The 16,324-nt window shown below is 64.7% G+C and carries 28 protein-coding genes and 2 pseudogenes; 15 read left to right on the top strand and 15 right to left on the bottom strand.

What is annotated here, in order from left to right; genetic code table 11:
• Positions 1-21: 21 nt before the first annotated feature.
• The 14 genes from JJC00_RS18735 to JJC00_RS18670 form a co-directional block, all read right to left on the bottom strand.
• Positions 22-693: a hypothetical protein gene (locus JJC00_RS18735; protein ID WP_200473930.1), complete on the bottom strand. Its 672-nt coding sequence runs from the start codon at positions 691-693 to the stop codon at positions 22-24.
• Entirely contained in the window at positions 694-1,626 is a 933-nt protein-coding gene (locus JJC00_RS18730) for a site-specific integrase (protein WP_200473929.1), read from the bottom strand.
• Entirely contained in the window at positions 1,623-1,823 is a 201-nt protein-coding gene (locus JJC00_RS18725; protein ID WP_200473928.1) for a hypothetical protein, read from the bottom strand. Before JJC00_RS18725 ends, JJC00_RS18730 begins: the two co-directional genes overlap by 4 nt.
• A gap of 139 nt (positions 1,824-1,962) precedes the next feature.
• Entirely contained in the window at positions 1,963-2,154 is a 192-nt protein-coding gene (locus JJC00_RS18720) for a hypothetical protein (RefSeq protein ID WP_200473927.1), read from the bottom strand.
• A complete protein-coding gene (locus JJC00_RS18715; RefSeq protein WP_200473926.1) occupies positions 2,154-2,402 on the bottom strand; it encodes a hypothetical protein in 249 nt (82 codons plus the stop codon). The genes JJC00_RS18720 and JJC00_RS18715 overlap by 1 nt, the downstream gene beginning before the upstream one ends.
• A 213-nt stretch (positions 2,403-2,615) precedes the next feature.
• Positions 2,616-3,230, bottom strand: a complete 615-nt coding sequence (locus JJC00_RS18710) for a transcription termination/antitermination NusG family protein (RefSeq protein ID WP_200473925.1) — start codon at positions 3,228-3,230, stop codon at positions 2,616-2,618.
• Positions 3,223-3,438, bottom strand: coding sequence for a hypothetical protein (locus JJC00_RS18705; RefSeq protein WP_200473924.1), 216 nt, complete (start codon positions 3,436-3,438; stop codon positions 3,223-3,225). Before JJC00_RS18705 ends, JJC00_RS18710 begins: the two co-directional genes overlap by 8 nt.
• Positions 3,438-3,698, bottom strand: a complete 261-nt coding sequence (locus JJC00_RS18700; protein ID WP_200473923.1) for a hypothetical protein — start codon at positions 3,696-3,698, stop codon at positions 3,438-3,440. The genes JJC00_RS18705 and JJC00_RS18700 overlap by 1 nt, the downstream gene beginning before the upstream one ends.
• Positions 3,699-3,818: 120 nt before the next feature.
• Positions 3,819-4,028: a hypothetical protein gene (locus tag JJC00_RS18695; protein ID WP_200473922.1), complete on the bottom strand. Its 210-nt coding sequence runs from the start codon at positions 4,026-4,028 to the stop codon at positions 3,819-3,821.
• A gap of 80 nt (positions 4,029-4,108) precedes the next feature.
• Positions 4,109-4,306, bottom strand: coding sequence for a hypothetical protein (locus JJC00_RS18690; RefSeq protein WP_200473921.1), 198 nt, complete (start codon positions 4,304-4,306; stop codon positions 4,109-4,111).
• Positions 4,307-4,317: 11 nt separating this feature from the next.
• A complete protein-coding gene (locus JJC00_RS18685) occupies positions 4,318-4,560 on the bottom strand; it encodes a hypothetical protein (protein WP_200473920.1) in 243 nt (80 codons plus the stop codon).
• Positions 4,557-5,531, bottom strand: coding sequence for a helix-turn-helix domain-containing protein (locus JJC00_RS18680; RefSeq protein WP_200473919.1), 975 nt, complete (start codon positions 5,529-5,531; stop codon positions 4,557-4,559). Before JJC00_RS18680 ends, JJC00_RS18685 begins: the two co-directional genes overlap by 4 nt.
• A gap of 98 nt (positions 5,532-5,629) precedes the next feature.
• Positions 5,630-5,833 (bottom strand): hypothetical protein, encoded by a 204-nt coding sequence (locus JJC00_RS18675; protein WP_200473918.1) that lies wholly within the window; start codon positions 5,831-5,833, stop codon positions 5,630-5,632.
• 155 nt (positions 5,834-5,988) lie between these two features.
• Entirely contained in the window at positions 5,989-6,261 is a 273-nt protein-coding gene (locus JJC00_RS18670; RefSeq protein WP_200473917.1) for a hypothetical protein, read from the bottom strand.
• 40 nt (positions 6,262-6,301) lie between these two features.
• On the opposite strand from JJC00_RS18670, the gene JJC00_RS18665 reads away from it, so the two are divergent.
• The 12 genes from JJC00_RS18665 (at position 6,302) to pepT (ending at position 12,980) form a co-directional block, all read left to right on the top strand.
• A complete protein-coding gene (locus JJC00_RS18665) occupies positions 6,302-6,673 on the top strand; it encodes a helix-turn-helix transcriptional regulator (protein ID WP_200473916.1) in 372 nt (123 codons plus the stop codon).
• A gap of 539 nt (positions 6,674-7,212) precedes the next feature.
• Positions 7,213-7,680 (top strand): hypothetical protein, encoded by a 468-nt coding sequence (locus JJC00_RS18660; protein ID WP_200473915.1) that lies wholly within the window; start codon positions 7,213-7,215, stop codon positions 7,678-7,680.
• On the top strand, positions 7,677-7,931 hold the full coding sequence (locus JJC00_RS18655) for a hypothetical protein (protein WP_200473914.1): 255 nt from the start codon (positions 7,677-7,679) through the stop codon (positions 7,929-7,931). The genes JJC00_RS18660 and JJC00_RS18655 overlap by 4 nt, the downstream gene beginning before the upstream one ends.
• Positions 7,928-8,233, top strand: a complete 306-nt coding sequence (locus JJC00_RS18650; protein WP_200473913.1) for a hypothetical protein — start codon at positions 7,928-7,930, stop codon at positions 8,231-8,233. The genes JJC00_RS18655 and JJC00_RS18650 overlap by 4 nt, the downstream gene beginning before the upstream one ends.
• Positions 8,230-8,613, top strand: coding sequence for a hypothetical protein (locus JJC00_RS18645; RefSeq protein WP_200473912.1), 384 nt, complete (start codon positions 8,230-8,232; stop codon positions 8,611-8,613). Before JJC00_RS18650 ends, JJC00_RS18645 begins: the two co-directional genes overlap by 4 nt.
• A complete protein-coding gene (locus tag JJC00_RS18640; protein WP_200473911.1) occupies positions 8,603-8,866 on the top strand; it encodes a hypothetical protein in 264 nt (87 codons plus the stop codon). Before JJC00_RS18645 ends, JJC00_RS18640 begins: the two co-directional genes overlap by 11 nt.
• Entirely contained in the window at positions 8,863-9,081 is a 219-nt protein-coding gene (locus tag JJC00_RS18635; protein WP_200473910.1) for a hypothetical protein, read from the top strand. Before JJC00_RS18640 ends, JJC00_RS18635 begins: the two co-directional genes overlap by 4 nt.
• Entirely contained in the window at positions 9,078-9,260 is a 183-nt protein-coding gene (locus JJC00_RS18630; protein WP_200473909.1) for a hypothetical protein, read from the top strand. Before JJC00_RS18635 ends, JJC00_RS18630 begins: the two co-directional genes overlap by 4 nt.
• On the top strand, positions 9,257-9,547 hold the full coding sequence (locus JJC00_RS37700; RefSeq protein WP_210347360.1) for a hypothetical protein: 291 nt from the start codon (positions 9,257-9,259) through the stop codon (positions 9,545-9,547). Before JJC00_RS18630 ends, JJC00_RS37700 begins: the two co-directional genes overlap by 4 nt.
• Positions 9,540-10,862 (top strand): hypothetical protein, encoded by a 1,323-nt coding sequence (locus JJC00_RS18625; RefSeq protein ID WP_200473908.1) that lies wholly within the window; start codon positions 9,540-9,542, stop codon positions 10,860-10,862. Before JJC00_RS37700 ends, JJC00_RS18625 begins: the two co-directional genes overlap by 8 nt.
• Before the next feature lie 424 nt (positions 10,863-11,286).
• A complete protein-coding gene (locus JJC00_RS18620; protein ID WP_200473907.1) occupies positions 11,287-11,586 on the top strand; it encodes an HU family DNA-binding protein in 300 nt (99 codons plus the stop codon).
• 146 nt (positions 11,587-11,732) lie between these two features.
• Positions 11,733-12,980, top strand: a complete 1,248-nt coding sequence (gene pepT, locus JJC00_RS18615) for a peptidase T (RefSeq protein WP_200473906.1) — start codon at positions 11,733-11,735, stop codon at positions 12,978-12,980.
• A 10-nt stretch (positions 12,981-12,990) separates the two neighbouring features.
• On the opposite strand, the gene JJC00_RS18610 is transcribed toward pepT, so the two are convergent.
• Positions 12,991-13,884 (bottom strand): hypothetical protein, encoded by an 894-nt coding sequence (locus JJC00_RS18610; protein ID WP_200473905.1) that lies wholly within the window; start codon positions 13,882-13,884, stop codon positions 12,991-12,993.
• A gap of 374 nt (positions 13,885-14,258) precedes the next feature.
• Between JJC00_RS18610 and JJC00_RS18605 the strand changes: the two genes are divergently transcribed.
• The 3 genes and pseudogenes from JJC00_RS18605 to JJC00_RS18595 all read left to right on the top strand — a co-directional run.
• Entirely contained in the window at positions 14,259-14,624 is a 366-nt protein-coding gene (locus tag JJC00_RS18605) for a hypothetical protein (protein WP_433996512.1), read from the top strand.
• Between the two features lie 56 nt (positions 14,625-14,680).
• Positions 14,681-15,949, top strand: a pseudogene (gene ihpA / locus JJC00_RS18600) (divalent metal ion exporter subunit IhpA); the annotation flags it as partial.
• Positions 15,949-16,323, top strand: a pseudogene (locus JJC00_RS18595) (efflux RND transporter permease subunit); the annotation flags it as partial. The pseudogenes ihpA and JJC00_RS18595, both read left to right, overlap by 1 nt.
• Position 16,324 lies beyond the last annotated feature (1 nt).

Genomic DNA, 16,324 nt, shown 5'->3' with positions numbered 1-16,324 from the left:
TCTGGTGTCCGTTAAGAGCTGTTATCGGACACCAGCCGGCGATTTGTTCGCCAAGTAGTCGCGCATCTGCGATGCGATCGCCTGCATCGCGGGGCTATAAATCCCCGGCTCTTGCCATTCCGGGTTTTGACGCGGGAAAAGTGCCCCGCGGATATAGGCGTCGGCTCTGTTGTTCTGCATCCACTGGTCGTACGGCGCGGTCTCGTAGGCCGGATTAGCCTTCTCTTGCTGGTAGGCGCCGGCGTCCATGAGCGTCTGAGGCGTGCCGCGCGAGGCGATCAACTGCTGCTTCATCGCCATCCATTTGGGATCAACCGGCTGTCCTGTCGCAGGATCCACGCTGCCAAGGTGGTGGAGCATATCGCCGGCGATCGTCTCCTGCAGGTCCTGGCCGCCGAGAGACTTGTTGTAAAGCTCCGTGGTCAGCTTTCCCGGATTCGGGTTGTCCGATTCCCACGGCTGGTAAAATTCCAGCTGCCTGTCATCGTTCGGCCCGTTCGGAGTGCCCCTCTGGATGGCGAGCTTCTCGAGATAGGGCGCCAGCGTCGGGTAGTTCTGCCGAATTCCGGCGATCGTCTCCTGGAAGTCCTCCGGCGGCTGGACGGGGGACGCAGCGGGCGGTGGCGCAGGCGCCGCTGGCGCGGTCGCGCCTCTCTCCATCAAGGCCTGCGTAATGTCGCCGATGGCATCCATCTACAGAAACCCCCCGCCGGCGTGATCGTCGAAATCCGCTTCCTTGCGGTCGTAGATGCGAAGCGTGTCGATCTTCTTGTGCCGCGAGATCTTCGCGACCTTCAGCGGATCCTGCTTGTCGGCGAGCGCCGTGGTGACGAAGCCGGCGCGCATCGAATGGCCGGAGAAAATGCTCTCATCCAGTCCGCAGGCCTTGACGGCCCGCTTTACGATCCGCGCGATCGAGCGCCCTGAAAGTGGGGTTAACCCCACCTTTCCGTGCCGATCGATTTCCCGGAAGATCGGCCCCTCGGTGATGCCGGCAGCCTCGAGCCAGGCATCGAGGGCATCGACCGGGCGCAGCTGGCGGCCGTTCGGTACCGGGAGCTGCTCACCCTTCCCTTCCTGGTCGGTCTTGGATCCGGCGATGTGAATCACAATGCCGCGGGGGCGGCGCTCGATGTGATGCACATGTAAAGCGACTAGCTCGGATCTGCGCAGCGCGGCGGCAAAACTGACAAGCAGAATCGCCCGATCGCGCAAGCCCTGCAGGGTCTTTGGCAAGTTGTGAAGCACACGGCCGAGCAGCTCGGCCGTGGTCGGAGCTTTCCTGGTCTGCCTGGCGCCGAGCGTGCGGCGGATGCCGCGCATCGTGGCCCTAACGCCTTCTGCGCTGGTGGGCGGCGGATCGAAGCCTGCAGCCCGGTGGGCCGCAGCGAGCGCGGCGATGCGCCGCTGGATGGTGGATGTCTTGCTGCCGCCGTCGGCGAGCTGCGCCAGGTAGCGGGCAATGGTTTCCGGGAGGGCCGGCAGAGGCTGCTCGAGGATCTGGCTGCACCAGGTGGTGAAGTCGGCCCAGTCCGAGGCATAGGCTCGCCTGGTGCTACTCGAACTCGAGGCGGCGAGATAGGCCCGCACCGAGGCCATCGGGTCGACGATCTCGCGGGAGGTCATCTACCCCAGCTTGACACAGGACGGGTAACGTCGATCGGCTCGCAGATCCAGCGCGGGCCCGAGGGCCGGCAATCGAGGATCTCGCGAAACTGCAGCCTGCCGCTGCACTTTGCGTCCGGCTTGTTGAGCAGGCCCTCGACCGTGAGGCCGCACGCCATGCAGGTGCAGCGGTGCGGGTGCCAGATATGGTCCGCCATGAAGCACCTCGCGGGTCGGGTTTTCCGCTGCAGCGGCAGAGCCGACCGGTATCCGGCTTTCAGAATCGAGCTGTCCACCGCTGGCCGCGCCCGGTCTCGAGCCGGTGACGCGTCCTGGTCGCGCCAGGCCGCCGCAAGTTCAGTTGCCGCGCTCGAGCAGCTCCTTGAGCTCGAACACGGTCATGTCGTCGGGCACCACGTCCAGGAAGGCGGCAATTGTCGATCGAGCACGAGCCGTGGCGAGCCTGGCCGATCGGGAACGGCATGGATCTGCAGAAATCTGGGCGTTGCGATCGCCGGCCGCGGCCTCGATCGCGTCCTCGATATCCATCAGTCCGGAATGTCGATCGGCTTGACTTCGATCGTCGCGCTGGAGTGCGGCGACCAGGTACCTCCTTCGCAGAGATGGCCGGTGGCCTTCACGAAGATCGCGCGCTGCGCGTCCTTCGCAGGCTGGATGTTGTCGATTGCCGAGGACAGAAAAGCAAAAACGGGCGCCGGCAGCGAGGACTTGTGAACCTCGAGCTGGCGCTTCGCGTGAAGGCGCGATCGTGCGTAAAACTCAACGCTGAACGACATTACATCGCACCCCCTGCTCAAGCACGCTTCGCGCGTAGCCAATCTCTCGCGAGATCGGTCTTCGTGACGGCTACTGCCGCGCGACCACACGTCCCTTGCAACAAGTTCGATGCGTTCGCCCGCGGCGCTGGCGCCGCGTTCACACTGCCCGAAGAGAATACGGCCGCTGAAATCGAGGGTGATTCACAACTCGGGCGAATCCGTCGGGCATGGTTAAACGTCGATGAAGCGAACGAGGTGCGGCTCGATCGGCCAGCTACGCCGGCCGAAAACTTCGCTCTCAAGGCTCACCTCGATCCGCCCGCGCGCATCGAGCCCTTCGATCGTGCCGAGTAGGCGGCGCGTCATGATGTCGGCCCACACTTGGCGCCCGCGGTGGTACGGGCTCTCCTCTTTCTTCGCGAGCTTCTTGCGGTATTTGCGATCCTTGATCGCCTCGACCTCGCGGATGATCTCGATGACATGGTCCGGCACCAGCGCAGGCTTGAGACCGTCCATCATCATCAGGAAGTCGTCGACCTCGTGAAGCTCGCGCACGCGCCAGAACGCTTCAACGGTCAGCGGAAGCTGGACAAACACGCGATCGCCGAGAAGCGGCTCTTCGACCTCTCGTTTGCGCCGGCGCCCGGCCGGGATCGAGCGGTGCTGGACCGGCAAATAGGGCTTGAGCCCGATCGCTTCCATCTTCCTCACCGCCAGGTGCGTTCGGCGCGGAAGCGCCCGCACGATGTGCCAGAACAACGGCCCAGCCAAGTGCAACGGCATCGGCCGCGAGATCTTCACGAAGCCGGCTGGATCGCCGATCTTGCAGGTCCGTGGATCAAACACCAGGCGTCGCTTCCTTCGCGCGCTTCAGCGTCTCGAGACCGAATTCCACGAGCTGGCGGACCTGGTCGGCCGCGCTGGTCTGCTGTGCCACCGCGAGCTCGCGGATCTCTGCGAACGTGGTGTCGTCAAAGCTGGTGGTGAGCCGCTTCACGGCTGGCGTGCGGTGATTAAAGCCTTGGGCGGGCTCGCGGCGGCTGCGTTCCTGCATCAAAACACCTGGTGGGGAAAATACGGGTCGATGCCGCCAGGCGCGAAAGCGACCTCGGCGCCGGCGATGATGTGCCAGCGATCGAAGCCGGACGGCCGCGAGGGCGTGTGCAGGATGGCGCCGATCGCGAGCGGGCGATTCACGTGAAACCCGGCGACCAGCGTCGCCGCGTCATCAAAAACGGCTTCCCTGGATGGGCCGAGCAGCCGCACAAGGCCGCCCTCGAGCTCGACGATGCAGCCGCGCGGAAGCTGGAGCATGCCGTTGCCCAGGCGAATCCCCCGGGGCGGCAAAAATGAAAGGTCGAATGAACCGGGGTGGGAACGCATGCACATAACCCCTTGTTTCCGAAGGGTTAGCCGGAAGGCGTCTGCAATCCGTTAACGTTCGATGTGGCGAGGGTTTGCGTGCCGCGGCGGTCTCAGCTCGTCAATGTCCTCGTGCCGGGCGCACTCCGCGGAAGGGACCCATACAGTGAGCGCCATGGTGGCGCCGTTGTCGATCAGCACCTGGAAGGCATCCGAGGCGGCCACGAGCACCCGCATGCGGACGTAGCCGATCTCGCCGGCCCTCATCTTCCGCGATGGCATCAGCCCCTCCCCGCCCATCGCATAAGTGGGGAAAATCGCCGGAATTGCAATCGGTTGGTGTACGGGGTTCGAGCGGCGCCTTAGGTCTCGTGAACCCGGTGCGCCAGGCGCTGCACCCGGCTCCAGCGTGACCGGATGAACCGGCGAAGCCGCTCGGGATCGACTACGACGCCGAGATCCTGGTGGATCATATCTGCGAGCGCCTGTTCGGCCGTCCCGGACGCGTCTACCGCGGCATCCTTCGCTCTGGTCTGGTAGTGTCCTACAGTTTCACACACGGAAGCCTCCCTTAAACGACGTAGCGCAGCTCGATCGCCTTGATCGTCTCCGCCGACGGCGCTCCGCTCTTCACCAGGTCGCGGTTGAATTCGGCCTCGCGCCGCTGGCCGGCCCGCACCTGCACCTGCGTGATATAGGCCGTGAAGACGATGCCGGCCTCGGTCTCACCCTCCCAGACGCGCGCAAGCGCCGGGCGCCCCTGCGGGTCCGAGATCTCGACGATGCGATCGGTGCTGGTGATGGTGGCCTTCACGAAACCCTCCGCTTGACGGCTTGCGGCCGCCGAAGGAATTCCATGGCGACCTGATCGGAAAAAAGCAGCGCCTTGGTTCGCTGCTTGAGCACGTTGGCGAACTGGGCCTCGACGAGATCCTGCGCGGACGCCTCCTCGATGATCCGCCGTAGGCCCGCGGCGTCTCGACCGGAGCGCTTCAGCCAGCCGACCAGCAGTCGATCCGCCCGGTCGCGCGGCAGCCGCATGCGCTCGGCGACCGTCGCGATGCCGATGTCGACGAGCCATCGGGCATCAGGGTCCTCAGGGCCCTTGCGAGCGCCCCTGAGCGCGGTGACGGCCTGGGGGGCCACTTCCACCCTCAACCGGGCAACGGACGCATAGGCGACCCGGAATGCCGCGACGATGGCCGTCTCGAAGTTGTTTGAGAGGTGCTGGGCCACAAATCGGGTTGGCGCCGTGAGCACGAGCTCGTCCCCGACCACCCCCGCAAAGCCCACCCTGCCGAGCCAGGAGCGGAAGACGTCGTCGCCGAGACGCTGCCGCAAGGCCACGCCCGGCAGACCGAGATCGAAATCGGGCGAGGATGCCGTCGGCCCGGCGCCGCCGGCGCTCGCGGGCGGGCGCGAAGAGATCCCTAAAGAGATCTCTAAAGAGATAGGAGGGCCTTTTTGTCCCCTATTTTCGGGCGAAAATGTCCCCTGTTGCGGCTCTTTTTGTCCCCTGTTTTCGTCGGAAAGGGGACTCTGGTGTCCCCTATCGGCCTCAGATAGGGGACATTTTGTCCCCTTTTCGAGCGCGCCAAACAGCGGACGGTAGCGGTTGTTGCGGCCGGCCTTCGTCACCTCGATGTAGCCGGCGGCCTTCAGCGCAACGATCGCGCGCTTAATGGTGCGGTCGGCGACCGAGAGTTTCTCGGCGAGGTATCGCTCCGACGCCCATGAGTAGCCGGTGCGCTCGTTGGCGAGCGAGCAGATCTCGGCGCCGATCAACCTGGACGAGGCCGACAGCGCTCCGTCATGGCGAACGATATCCGCCAGTGCGAGCTTGGCGGCGGTGAAGGCTTTGGCATCTGGGACAGGTCGGTCTGTCACCGCGATGCGAACCGCAATGCGAACGGCGGCGCCGTGAAGAGATCTGTCGCGGCCGGCGTGCGAGCGAGCGCTGTAAAGGCCGTGGCCGCGGCGAGGATGAGCGCAACCACCACGTAGAACGTCACCCGGTCGACGACGGGAAGATCAGCGAAATATCGATGGAAGGCGGTGCGCCGCCAACGATCGCGCAGCAGTTTCATTGCGGACTCAGCCACTTGGAGGGATAGAGGAGAAAACGCAACGCAACACACAAAACGCGGAAAAAGTTTTCCACAGGGACGCGCGGGCCTTGCGCCCGATTCGACTCTGTGCCGTCAGCCGTGATGACTCCCGCGTATGAACCACCGCGATTCCATTACGCAGCCCTCAACTTCCGGGCGAGCAGCGTCAGCACCACTTCCTTGTTGCGCGAGATCGTCTGCCCCCACAGGCCCGGCGGAGCGGAGTAGCCCTGCGCGACGAGCTCGGACCACATCGCCAGGAAATAGCGCGCGGGAAAGGCGCCATCGGCGCGCCACGCCCACACCTGCTTGTAGGTTTTGCCGGTCAGCTCGCTCACGCGGGCTTGGCCCAACGCGTCGATCACCTCGGTGGCAGTCTTCAACTGTCTCGATTCGGGCTTTGGCATGCCCCAATCGATAATCCCGATTTTTGAGAAGATCAACGCAATGGAAACGCTCGATAGCCCCGAATCTGTCCGTGCGGCATTTTCCGGCCCCATGGTGAAGACCGGTCGACCGACCGCGCGTCCGCAGCGTGTTGAGGCAATTCCAGGACAGACCGGGCGCCTGAAGGCGCTTCGCGCAGCTTACGGCTACACCGAAGCCGCGGCCTTTGCGCGCTTTCTCGACATTCCGGTCCAGACGTACAACCCATTCGAGAATGGCGCGCGCCTCAGCCTTCCGGTCGCGCTGCAGATCGTGCGCCGCATCCCGGGTATGACGTTGGACTACCTCTATTTTGGAAAGCCAGACGGCCTGCCGCTCGACGTGGCGCGGCGCCTAGGACTGCTTGACCCCCCGGGAAAACGAAGCAGCTGACCGTCGTCCGGATCCACCGGTGCCGTAGGCGGCGACCCGAAGCTCAGCCGCAAAATCTCCTCGACACAGTCCAGCACTAGCAAGGCATCCGCTTCATCAGGTGGCATTTGCGCCGCGATCGCCATCGCCTGACGCCAATGCGATGGCGTCGGCACCCCAGTCATTGGCGCACCCCAAGTCATTAAAGTTGTTGCTGTTTTTAATGATTGGCGATGATGGCCCAAAATCCATGAGTTGCACAGGGAGAAATTGCGACTTTCTCGTTTGGCTCGCTTATCCCGATTTTCGAGATATTTGCGATTGACGATCCCGATTTTCGAGATCATGTTCCTAGGCGTCCGACGCGAGTCGGGTGGCCGGCGGCAGGTAGGTTCTGCGGTTTGGTTGCAGCGTGATGCTTCGCTGCCGGTCCCTTCCGAGACTTCGCCGGCCATTCGTAGGCGTCCGGCGATCGCGCGGGCCGAACTGGCCCTATCCAGCCTCAGGGTTCATCCGGAGTTCGGCCCGCGCATTTTCAACAACGCTCATGAGGGGAAGCCATGGCGTACAAATATCAATTCGGAAAAAAAGCGCGGGAGCGTCTGTTTTCCCGCGAGCAGTTCACAGCTCACATCGATGGCCGCGGCGAGCACCCGATCTGCCCGCACTGCGATCTGCCCGTCACGCCGGACCAGGCGTGGGACGAGTGCCATATCGCCGTACCGAAGGCGCTCGGCGGCAATCGCGTTGGCGTCGGCCACCGCAAGTGCAACCAGGAGCACAACAACAAGGTCGACACGCCGATGGTCGCGCGCGTCAAGCGCAAGCGCGATCGGCACCTCAACATTTCGGGTCCCGGCCTCGGCCGCAACCCGATGCGCTGCGGCCGCCGCTCGCCATGGAAGGCGCGGATCGGCGGCGGCATCGTGCCGCGCACCACCCTCGCGCAAGCGCACAAGCAGCTGCAGCGCGATCGCTACTTTGTCGAGGTCGAGGATTTTTCCGAGCCGCTCGAGGTGCAGCCGTGAGCGGAGAGCAGCAACTCGTCGCCCGCATCAAGCGGTCCAGCAAATATTGGGGCCAGACGCCGCCGAACCAATGGTTCGAGGTGCGCCTCGTAGAAGACAACTACTATCAGCTGCGCGGCAACAACAATAATTACCGCCTGGTCGACGTAGTTTGCGGCATTCGTCTCGCCAGCGGTGCCGTCGTCGACTTAGCCAAGGGCACTATCACGCCGGCAGGGCGCGACTGGGCGGACACGCGGAGGCGCGCATGATCCGCGCCTATTGCTACGCGTCAGGCTGGATCTCGTTCGGCTCACGCATCCCGCCAGGCACCATCATCATCGCCCGCGGGCCTGAAAAGGAGCTTCGGGACTTCATCAGTGCCAAGGCGCGGCACGGCTACAAGTCGCATGTGGTCGGCGGCCGGCGCACCAAGATCCCTGGGACAGAGCACCTGCTTGTGCCCGGTGTCCCCGAAGCGCCGAACCAGCTGGTCGCTGAGAAGAAGCTTGCCGACTGGATCCGCTGGATCGCCGCCAACGCGCCCAAGGGCATCAGGGTATTGCCCCCATGAGCATCGTGTGCAGCGAATGCGGCGAAGCCGCCGGCGGCCACCGCCGCGCCATGGACGAAGTGGTCCAGCACGAAATGGTGATGGAGCGCGCGGCGGCGACAGTGCTCGCGCTCTATCAGCTGCTCCACCATCGCGGCGGGCTTCTGCCGTCCTGGCTCGAGCGCCAGGCAATGCAGGTCCACGCCGAGCTCGTCCGTCCTCAGGCCGAGTTCGAGGCGATCTATCACGACCTGGTCATTCTCGGGCAACCGAGGCCCGGGCTTTACGCGGGTATAGCTCAAGAAGAGCGCCGGCTGCTTCCCGCTTCCGGAGATGGCGTATCAAATCGTCCTGCCCGCTCCACCCTTCGCGTTATTCCGGGAGGATCAGATGCGCTATGATCCTGTCGAGCTGAACACGCGCCCGCGCACCGCCGGCCTCGCCTGTAAGTTCTGCGGCTGCACCGACGACCGGGCTTGTCCCGGCGGTTGCTTCTGGATCTCGCACGATCCTCCGGTTTGCTCCGCGTGCGAGGCACGCCTTTTCAGCCAGGAGCAATGCCCCGTTTCGGAGACGCCGGCACTTCATCAGCTCCTCTTCCTTGAGGAGAACTCCGGCTATTGCGTTCGTTGCCTTGCAGGCTTCGAGCTATGAGCCGGCCCGAAGCCCTCGCCGCGGCGGTGGCCGCCACTATGCGGCTTACGCCTATGATCACCAGGCATGTGATCACTGCGGCTCATTCGTCGAAGCCGGAAGGCTATCGCGCGCACTCTCTCGAGCAGGCCATCCGCCACGCTGAAACGCTGCTCAACGAGCTGAAGCTGCAACAGGAGCGCCTGCGCTGGACCCGCGAGGATCGGGCATCATGATCGGGCTCGAGGTCACAGAGGTCGGTCGCCTGGTCCGCAGGATCCAATGGTGCCGCATCGTCGCCGCGCGAATCGAAATGCAGCTTTGCCGCTGCCCGCCGGCAAACGCGGAAGCTCTCGCGCGTGTCCGCCGGCGCCTGCTCGAGGTGGCCGACAAGCTGGAAGGGCGCACGCGATGAGCAGCATGCGCTTTCATCTTCCGCCAGGCGGAGACTGTCCGCCCGAAGTCGCTGCGCGCCGAATCTGGCTGTCCCTGGCGCAGTTTAACGAGAAGCTGCCCGAGCTGCTCCAGCGCGGGTTTCCGCCTCCCGACCCGACCACGGGCAACTACGACCTCGACGCGATCGACACGTGGCGTCGGGCGCGTCATCCACAGATCTTCCGCCCCAATTTGACTCCGGTCAGCACCGCGCGCGACGCTCGTGACGTCGTTCGCGCAAGGCTGGCTGGGGCTCGGGATGGGTAAGGTGAATATCCGCTACTACGTGACACGCGGAGGAGACGCACCTGGCACCAAGAAATGGGGCTACTGGGCGCCCTGCCTCGCGCGTCGCAGTAAGAAATCTGGCGAGATCGAACCGACATTGATGGCGAAGCTCGGCTTCGCGCTGGTCGACTGCGGCCAGGACGGACCTTCCGCCTGGGCGATTGCCGAGGGCTGGAATGCACGCTGGGACGAAACCTTCGCGAGGTACAAGCGCGGCGAGATTGATGAGAAGGGCAAACCGATCATCGTCATGGCCTCGCAGGAGCGCATCTACCCGCCCAACAGTGTCGGTGAAGGCTTTGCGCGATTTCGCGGCACTGCGACCTGGGAAAAAAAGAAGCCGCGCACGCGCGAGGACTGGCTGCGCGGCTGGAAGTACATCGAGCCCGTTTTCGGCGACGTCGACGCGCGCACGATCTCTTTCGAGGATCTCGATCTCTGGTATGGGGGCGATCCGGACGATCCGAAAATTCCCGGACTGCTCGCGCCGCGTGAGGAAGGCGGCGTCGGCGTGCGTGAGGCACATCGCGCGATGAAGATCTGGCGCGCGCTCTATGGCGTGCTGTCCGTGCTCAAGCGCGAGGATGGCGAGCGCTATGTCGAGGGCAAGGATCCATCGCTCGGCATCCGCCGGCAAACGCCAAAGGCCCGCGATGCGGTCTGGCTCTACGACGATGCCGTGCGCCTGGTGAAGCGTGCGATCCGCATGGAGTACTACGGACTCGCCGCCGCGCTGGCAGTCTGCTGGGATACGCAGTTCTCGCCCGTCGACGTGCGATCGCTGACGACCGCGAAGCTCTATCCGGATGCCCAGGGACCGGTTTTCGACGTCGACCGCACCAAGAGCGGTAAGGGCGCGATCGGCACGCTATCGTCACGGACGCGGATCCTGCTGAGATGGTACATCAAGCAGCTGCCTTTCGAGCTGCATCCCAGCAAGCCGATCTTCCATACCCGCGGCAGCGGGACCGGCCCGAAGGGTGGCCGGCCGCGGCCGCCGGCGATGTACACCAAGGATACCCTGTCGAAGGATTTCCGGGTGGTGCGCGTCGCCGAGTTTCCCGGCGAGACCAGGAAGGTCTCGGATTTCCGCCGCTCCGGTGCGCTCGAGGCTGTCGCCGGCAAGGTCGATCCGGCCGCACTGGCCGCAAAGATGGCCAACACGATCGACGAGAGCCGCGAGCTGCAGGCGACCTATCTGCCGGCCCAGACCGCCGTCGTCAGGCTCGCCGACGAAGCCCGCACGCGCGGTCGCTCGGTGCTGCGCGTTGCCAAGGATGGAGCCCGGAAATGACTGTCAGATCGTTTCGACTCCTGGCGCCCACCCTTCAAAAACCCCGAGTCGAATCGGGGGTCTTGCTTTGGGCGTTTGGGGGCCCGGAGTCGAATCGCAGCTTGATCAAGCGTGGTGAGCGGTTGAAAAGCGCCGGCCTGTCACGCCGGAGGTCGCGGGTTCGAGCCCCGTCTCTCGCGCCATTTTTGGTAGCATCTTCAAAAACTTAGCAGTACGTCCTCAGCCTGATTGACGACGCCTGCGTCGAATCTCGCGCGTTGCGTTCGTCCGGGGCTGGCGGGAACGCGTGGATTCCCTGACAAATCACGCGAAACCCACTCCGCTGGCCGGCGTAGTCAATCCCATCTCGAATCGTCTAGGCCTTCGGGAACTTGGCAGTTTGGGAGCCCTGCAAGCTTCCGCGCGATACCCGAGGAGGCCAGATATGGCGAAGAAGGCAGCTGCTCCCGCCACGATCACTCTCAAGCAACTCGCGGCCGACATCGCGGAGAGTCAGGGCCTCTACAAGAAGCACGCCGAGGCCGTCTTGACCGACATGGTCGATCTGATCACCAAGCACCTCAAGAAGGGCGACCGCGTCCGCATCGTCGGGCTCGGCATCCTCCAGGTTCGCAAGCGCGCCGCCCGCACCGGCCGCAATCCCGCCACCGGCGAGGCGATCCACATCAAGGCCAGCAAGAAGGTCGCGTTCCGCCCGGTTAAGGAACTGAAAGAGGCGATCTGACGCTACTTTTCGTGAAGTCTGATCCGCCTTCGTCCGGCCGCAACGCGGCCCGCTTTTCTGGTATACCGGTTGCTTCCCAAGAACTGCTCCCAAAAGAGCTGCTCTCAAAAGACCTGCTCCTGAAAGCCCCGGCGGTTTAATCAGACATGTCCCTGACCTTCGCGCATACCGTGACCGAGCGCTTCCTGCGCTACGTCACCATCGACACCCAGTCCGATCCGAATTCCCCGGCCTCGCCTTCGACCGAGAAGCAGAAGGATCTTGGCCGCGTTCTCGTCACCGAGCTGAAGGCCATGGGCGTCGCGGACGCCCATCTCGACGATTACGGCTATGTCTACGCAACGATCCCGGCCAACACCGAAAAAAAGGTGCCGGTGATCTGCTTCTGCTCGCACATGGATACCTCGCCCGACGTCACCGGCAAGGACGTGAAGCCGCAAATGGTGAAGAACTATCGCGGCGGCGACATCACCTTGCCGGGCGATACGACCCAGGTGATCCGCTTCGCCGAGCACCCCGCGCTGAAGAACCAGATCGGCAATGACATCATCACCACCGACGGCACCACGCTGCTCGGAGCCGACAACAAGGCCGGCGTCGCCGAGATCATGGATGCCGCGCATTTCTTCATCAACAATCCCGACGTGAAGCACGGCACCATCAAGATCCTGTTCACGCCGGACGAAGAGATCGGCCGCGGCGTCGACAATGTCGACATCAAGAAGCTCGGCGCCGATTTCGGCTACACCATGGATGGCGAGAGCGCCGGCAGTGTCGAGGACGAAACGTTCTCGGCCGACGGCGCCACCATCACCATCACCGGCGTCAGCGCCCATCCCGGCTATGCCAAGGGCAAGATGGAGCACGCGATCAAGATCGCTGCGGCCATCGTCGAGCGGTTGCCCAAGGAAGGCTGCTCGCCCGAGACGACGTCGGGCAAGCAAGGCTTCCTGCATCCGGTCGGCATCGAAGGCGCGCTGGAACAGGCGACCCTTTCCTTCATCGTGCGCGACTTCACCGAGGAAGGATTGAAGGAGAAGGAGGTCCTGCTCGAGACCATCGTCAAGGATGTGATGAAGGATTTTCCGCGCTCGACCTACAAGTTCGAGATCCGCGAGCAGTACCGCAACATGAAGCAGGTGATCGACCGCCACCCGCACATCCTCGAATACGCCATCGAGGCGATCCGCCGCACCGGCTTGCGTCCGATGCGCACCGCGATCCGCGGTGGCACCGACGGCTCACGCCTCTCCTTCATGGGCCTGCCCTGCCCCAACATCTTTGCCGGCGAGCACGCGTTTCATTCGCGGCTGGAATGGGTGAGCCGGCAGGACATGGAAAAGGCGGTCCAGACCATCGTGCATCTGGCGATGATCTGGGAGGAGAAGGCGTAAGCCTCGTCCGTTACGGCACCGGCGTGGCGCGCCGGCCACGATGGAAGCGGTTGGAGCTCGCCATCCAGTTCGGCAGCGGCTCACCATCGCGGTGCCGGCCGCCGGCCACGGCGGCGGCCCACGCCACGGCGGCACCGATCAGGGTCGCCGCCGCAACCGAGAAGGCGACGATCACCGAATTGCGCCGAGCGCGGTTGATCGCCGTCTGGGAGGCGACGATCGACCCATCGACCCGCCGCTCGGCATCCGGCGCAGACAGTCCCGTCAAGGCGGCGACCTGCTGCACGAGATAGGCGCGATCATCGGTGCCGACGCCGCTATGGCTTGATGACGTCATCAGGATGCGCCCGGCTTCGGCACGGGCTTCCCGCATATCTGTGTTGGGAGGCTGCCGCGGCGCACGGAACAGCTTGTCCAGCTCGTAGCTCAACAGCGGCTCGGCCGACGTCGCATTCCCGGCCGAGCTTCGCATCGGCGAGCGGTCGATCGCCGCCGCACCGATGATCGCCAGCAGGGTCGCGCCGATCAGCACGGCGAGCGCCCAGGACGTCAGCCCATGAAGCCCGTCGCGCCGCTCGCCGTCATCCTCGATCGTTGCCAGCGCAGGCGCCGGTCGTGCTGTCCGGCCGGCGATGTAACCGCCGAAGCCGAAGCTGACGATCGCCTGAATCATCAGATACAGCCCCGACAGCAGTGCCAGCGCGGCCGACGCATCACGCCAGGTCGGCGAGGCCGAGCTCACGCCAAGGCCGACGGCCACGCCAAAGCTGACCAGGATGAACGACATTGCGCCGGCCGCGAAAGCGCCGGCGATGACGGAGCTCCACTGGATGCTCCGTCGTTCCTCGGCGGCCATGAGGCCGCCTTCCATCACGTCTTCCCGCACGAGAGTTTCGATCGCCATAGCTTTTCTCTCAGCGCAGGCCGAAGAACGACAAGATCGCCATGATCACCACGATCAGGCCGATCAGATAGATCAGTCCGTCCATAGTCCCATCCTCCTCAAATGCTCCGCGGCGCTAATGAGGGGGACCGGCGAACGTTCCTAATTTTCGCGACGAGCGGGAACGAACCCGCGGAAGGCGACTTGTAGGCTCAAGTCCCAAGGATGAAGATTGTGAGCACGAAAGGCCTCAGCCGGTCAGCCCCGGGGCTGGGGTCTTTTCGTATTCTGTTTTGCGCGTGCGTCATCGAGTTCCCCACAGGTAACATTATTGCGGGTCGACACTGTTCCGACCGCCATGCTACGGCAGGCGGATCAGGACCCTGAGTGCAACAGTGACCGCGATCCGCCGCCCCCACAGCTTTTGCTCCCTGCGCAATTGGCGCGGGCTCGTGGCTGTGCTGGTTGCGGTGATGTACCTGCTGTCGGGCGCGCTGCATGGCGCACACGATATCGATGTGACCAGCCCATCCGGTGGCCCAGAGATCGCGTCGGTGCTCAACGACGGTGCGGCCGGTCATAATGACCATAAGGCCATCGGTGGCCATCACTGCCACGGCTGCTTCTCCGTGGCAGTCACGCAGCTGCTGCAGTCCGAAGCCGCGGCCCACATCGTTGCCGCGCCTGTCGCGCAGCGCGCACCTGCCCTGATTGGCATTGCGCCCGATACGGACTCCCCGCCCCCCAAACTTCTGACCTGAACTGATCAGCCGGGCGCCGCGTGCGCCCACGATGCTTTTGTTCACAGGTCACCTTCATGTCTTGCAGACGAACGGCCGCGCGCCTGGCGTGCGCGATGGCGATTTTCGTCAGCCCCTGGCTGACGCAGCACGCCCACGCCCAGACCCTGACGATGCGCGCCGCGCTGTCGCGTGCGCTGGCCGCAAGCCCGCGCCTCACGGCGGCGGAGCGCGACGTCGGCATCGCCACGGGCCAGCGCATCCAGGCCGGCGCGCTGCTCAATCCGGAACTGTCCTATGAGCAGGACAGTTCGTTCGGCTCCGGCATCTATCGCGGCACCAAGTCGGCCGAAACCACGCTCCAGATCAGCCAGGCCTTTGAGCTGTTCGGCAAGCGCGATGCCCGTATTGCTGCCGGTGCAGCCGGCATCGAGGTCGCCGCAAATTCAGCGCAAGGCGATCAGGCTGGAGGTACTGTCGGAAACCGCGATCGGCTTCCTCAGCGTGCTCGGTGCTCAGCGGCGCATCCAGATCCTCGACGAGCAGATTGCAGCGATCGACAAGCTGACGCCGCTCCTGCGCCGCCGCGTCGAGGCCGGCGCCTCCTCGCCGGCCGAATCCGGCCGCGCCGAAGTCGCCTCCGCCCTGGTGAAGGCCGATCGCGAGCGCTTCAAGGCGACGCTGGCGAGCGCCCGCCGCGAGCTTGCTGTGCTGATGGGCGATCCCGCTGCGAAATTCGGCGAGGTCTCCGGCCGGCTCGACACCATGGGCAAGCCGCCGACATTCCAGTCCGTCGTCGCCGCCATCGATGCCAATCCGCAGCTCGTACGTTGGACCGCAGTCTATGCGCAGCGAAACGCCGAGTTGTTGATAGCGCGGCTGAGGCCTTATCCCGACGTGCGGATCGCCGCCGGCTGGCGTCACTTCAACGAGACCAATGACGACGCAGTGCGCCTCACCGTCTCGGTGCCGATCCCGGTGTTCGACCAGAACCAGGGTAACATACTCTCGGCGCAGGAAAGCCTCGCCAAGACCAGGGTCGAGCGCGAGGCCAACCGCAACACGCTGATCGTGGTCGCCGGCCGCGCTTACGACTCGCTGCAGGGCTCGCTGCGCGAGTTTGCGGTGCTGCGCGAGACCGCGATCCCCAAGGCCACTGAAGCTGCGGATGCGATCTCGCAGGGCTACGGCCAGGGCCGCTTCACCCTGCTCGAAGTGCTCGACGCGCAGGCCAGCGTAGCCCAGGCGCGGCTGCGCGAGCAGGAGGCGTGCAGAACTTCCATGCCGGCGTTGCGACCATCGAAGGCCTCGTCGGCAATCCGTTTGCCCTGGCCCGGGAGAGCGCAGCGCCGGCGTCGGCTTCATCGCGCTGTCGGGCGTCGCCGTGCTCAACGGCCTCGTCATTATCGCTTTCATCGAGCGTCTCCGCAGCGAGGGGCGCCCTATCGCGGAGGCCGTGCGCGAGGGCGCGCTGACGCGGCTGCGGCCGGTGCTGATGACCGCGCTGGTCGCCTCGCTCGGCTTCGTGCCGATGGCGCTTGCCACCGGCGCCGGCGCCGAGGTGCAGCGGCCGCTCGCGACCGTCGTGATCGGCGGCATCATCTCCTCGACCGTGCTGACATTGCTGGTGCTGCCGGCCCTCTATTTGCTGTTCCGGCGTGACGACGCGGGCGAAACGCCTACAATGGCGCCTGATTTGGCAGCGTCCGGGGAGCGCTAGG

It is taken from the genome of Bradyrhizobium diazoefficiens (genome assembly GCF_016616885.1).
GTDB lineage: Bacteria > Pseudomonadota > Alphaproteobacteria > Rhizobiales > Xanthobacteraceae > Bradyrhizobium > Bradyrhizobium diazoefficiens_F.
Note: the sequence above shows the minus strand (reverse complement) of the source record. Positions and strands in the feature narration are given on the sequence as shown.

What these genes read in the sequence shown, in the direction of transcription:
- JJC00_RS18675 (WP_200473918.1), bottom strand. Translation starts at nt 5,833, where the DNA reads ATGAAACTGCTGCGCGATCGTTGGCGGCGCACCGCCTTCCATCGATAT.
- JJC00_RS18640 (WP_200473911.1), top strand. Translation starts at nt 8,603, where the DNA reads ATGCGCTATGATCCTGTCGAGCTGAACACGCGCCCGCGCACCGCCGGC.
- JJC00_RS18695 (WP_200473922.1), bottom strand. Translation starts at nt 4,028, where the DNA reads ATGCCATCGCGGAAGATGAGGGCCGGCGAGATCGGCTACGTCCGCATG.
- pepT (WP_200473906.1), top strand. Translation starts at nt 11,733, where the DNA reads ATGTCCCTGACCTTCGCGCATACCGTGACCGAGCGCTTCCTGCGCTAC.
- JJC00_RS18660 (WP_200473915.1), top strand. Translation starts at nt 7,213, where the DNA reads ATGGCGTACAAATATCAATTCGGAAAAAAAGCGCGGGAGCGTCTGTTT.
- JJC00_RS18730 (WP_200473929.1), bottom strand. Translation starts at nt 1,626, where the DNA reads ATGACCTCCCGCGAGATCGTCGACCCGATGGCCTCGGTGCGGGCCTAT.
- JJC00_RS18720 (WP_200473927.1), bottom strand. Translation starts at nt 2,154, where the DNA reads ATGGATATCGAGGACGCGATCGAGGCCGCGGCCGGCGATCGCAACGCC.
- JJC00_RS18645 (WP_200473912.1), top strand. Translation starts at nt 8,230, where the DNA reads ATGAGCATCGTGTGCAGCGAATGCGGCGAAGCCGCCGGCGGCCACCGC.
- JJC00_RS18725 (WP_200473928.1), bottom strand. Translation starts at nt 1,823, where the DNA reads ATGGCGGACCATATCTGGCACCCGCACCGCTGCACCTGCATGGCGTGC.
- JJC00_RS18700 (WP_200473923.1), bottom strand. Translation starts at nt 3,698, where the DNA reads ATGCTCCAGCTTCCGCGCGGCTGCATCGTCGAGCTCGAGGGCGGCCTT.
- JJC00_RS18625 (WP_200473908.1), top strand. Translation starts at nt 9,540, where the DNA reads ATGGGTAAGGTGAATATCCGCTACTACGTGACACGCGGAGGAGACGCA.
- JJC00_RS18670 (WP_200473917.1), bottom strand. Translation starts at nt 6,261, where the DNA reads ATGCCAAAGCCCGAATCGAGACAGTTGAAGACTGCCACCGAGGTGATC.
- JJC00_RS18735 (WP_200473930.1), bottom strand. Translation starts at nt 693, where the DNA reads ATGGATGCCATCGGCGACATTACGCAGGCCTTGATGGAGAGAGGCGCG.
- JJC00_RS18705 (WP_200473924.1), bottom strand. Translation starts at nt 3,438, where the DNA reads ATGCAGGAACGCAGCCGCCGCGAGCCCGCCCAAGGCTTTAATCACCGC.
- JJC00_RS18610 (WP_200473905.1), bottom strand. Translation starts at nt 13,884, where the DNA reads ATGGCGATCGAAACTCTCGTGCGGGAAGACGTGATGGAAGGCGGCCTC.
- JJC00_RS18665 (WP_200473916.1), top strand. Translation starts at nt 6,302, where the DNA reads ATGGAAACGCTCGATAGCCCCGAATCTGTCCGTGCGGCATTTTCCGGC.
- JJC00_RS18620 (WP_200473907.1), top strand. Translation starts at nt 11,287, where the DNA reads ATGGCGAAGAAGGCAGCTGCTCCCGCCACGATCACTCTCAAGCAACTC.
- JJC00_RS18635 (WP_200473910.1), top strand. Translation starts at nt 8,863, where the DNA reads ATGAGCCGGCCCGAAGCCCTCGCCGCGGCGGTGGCCGCCACTATGCGG.
- JJC00_RS18650 (WP_200473913.1), top strand. Translation starts at nt 7,928, where the DNA reads ATGATCCGCGCCTATTGCTACGCGTCAGGCTGGATCTCGTTCGGCTCA.
- JJC00_RS37700 (WP_210347360.1), top strand. Translation starts at nt 9,257, where the DNA reads ATGAGCAGCATGCGCTTTCATCTTCCGCCAGGCGGAGACTGTCCGCCC.
- JJC00_RS18630 (WP_200473909.1), top strand. Translation starts at nt 9,078, where the DNA reads ATGATCGGGCTCGAGGTCACAGAGGTCGGTCGCCTGGTCCGCAGGATC.
- JJC00_RS18715 (WP_200473926.1), bottom strand. Translation starts at nt 2,402, where the DNA reads ATGTCGTTCAGCGTTGAGTTTTACGCACGATCGCGCCTTCACGCGAAG.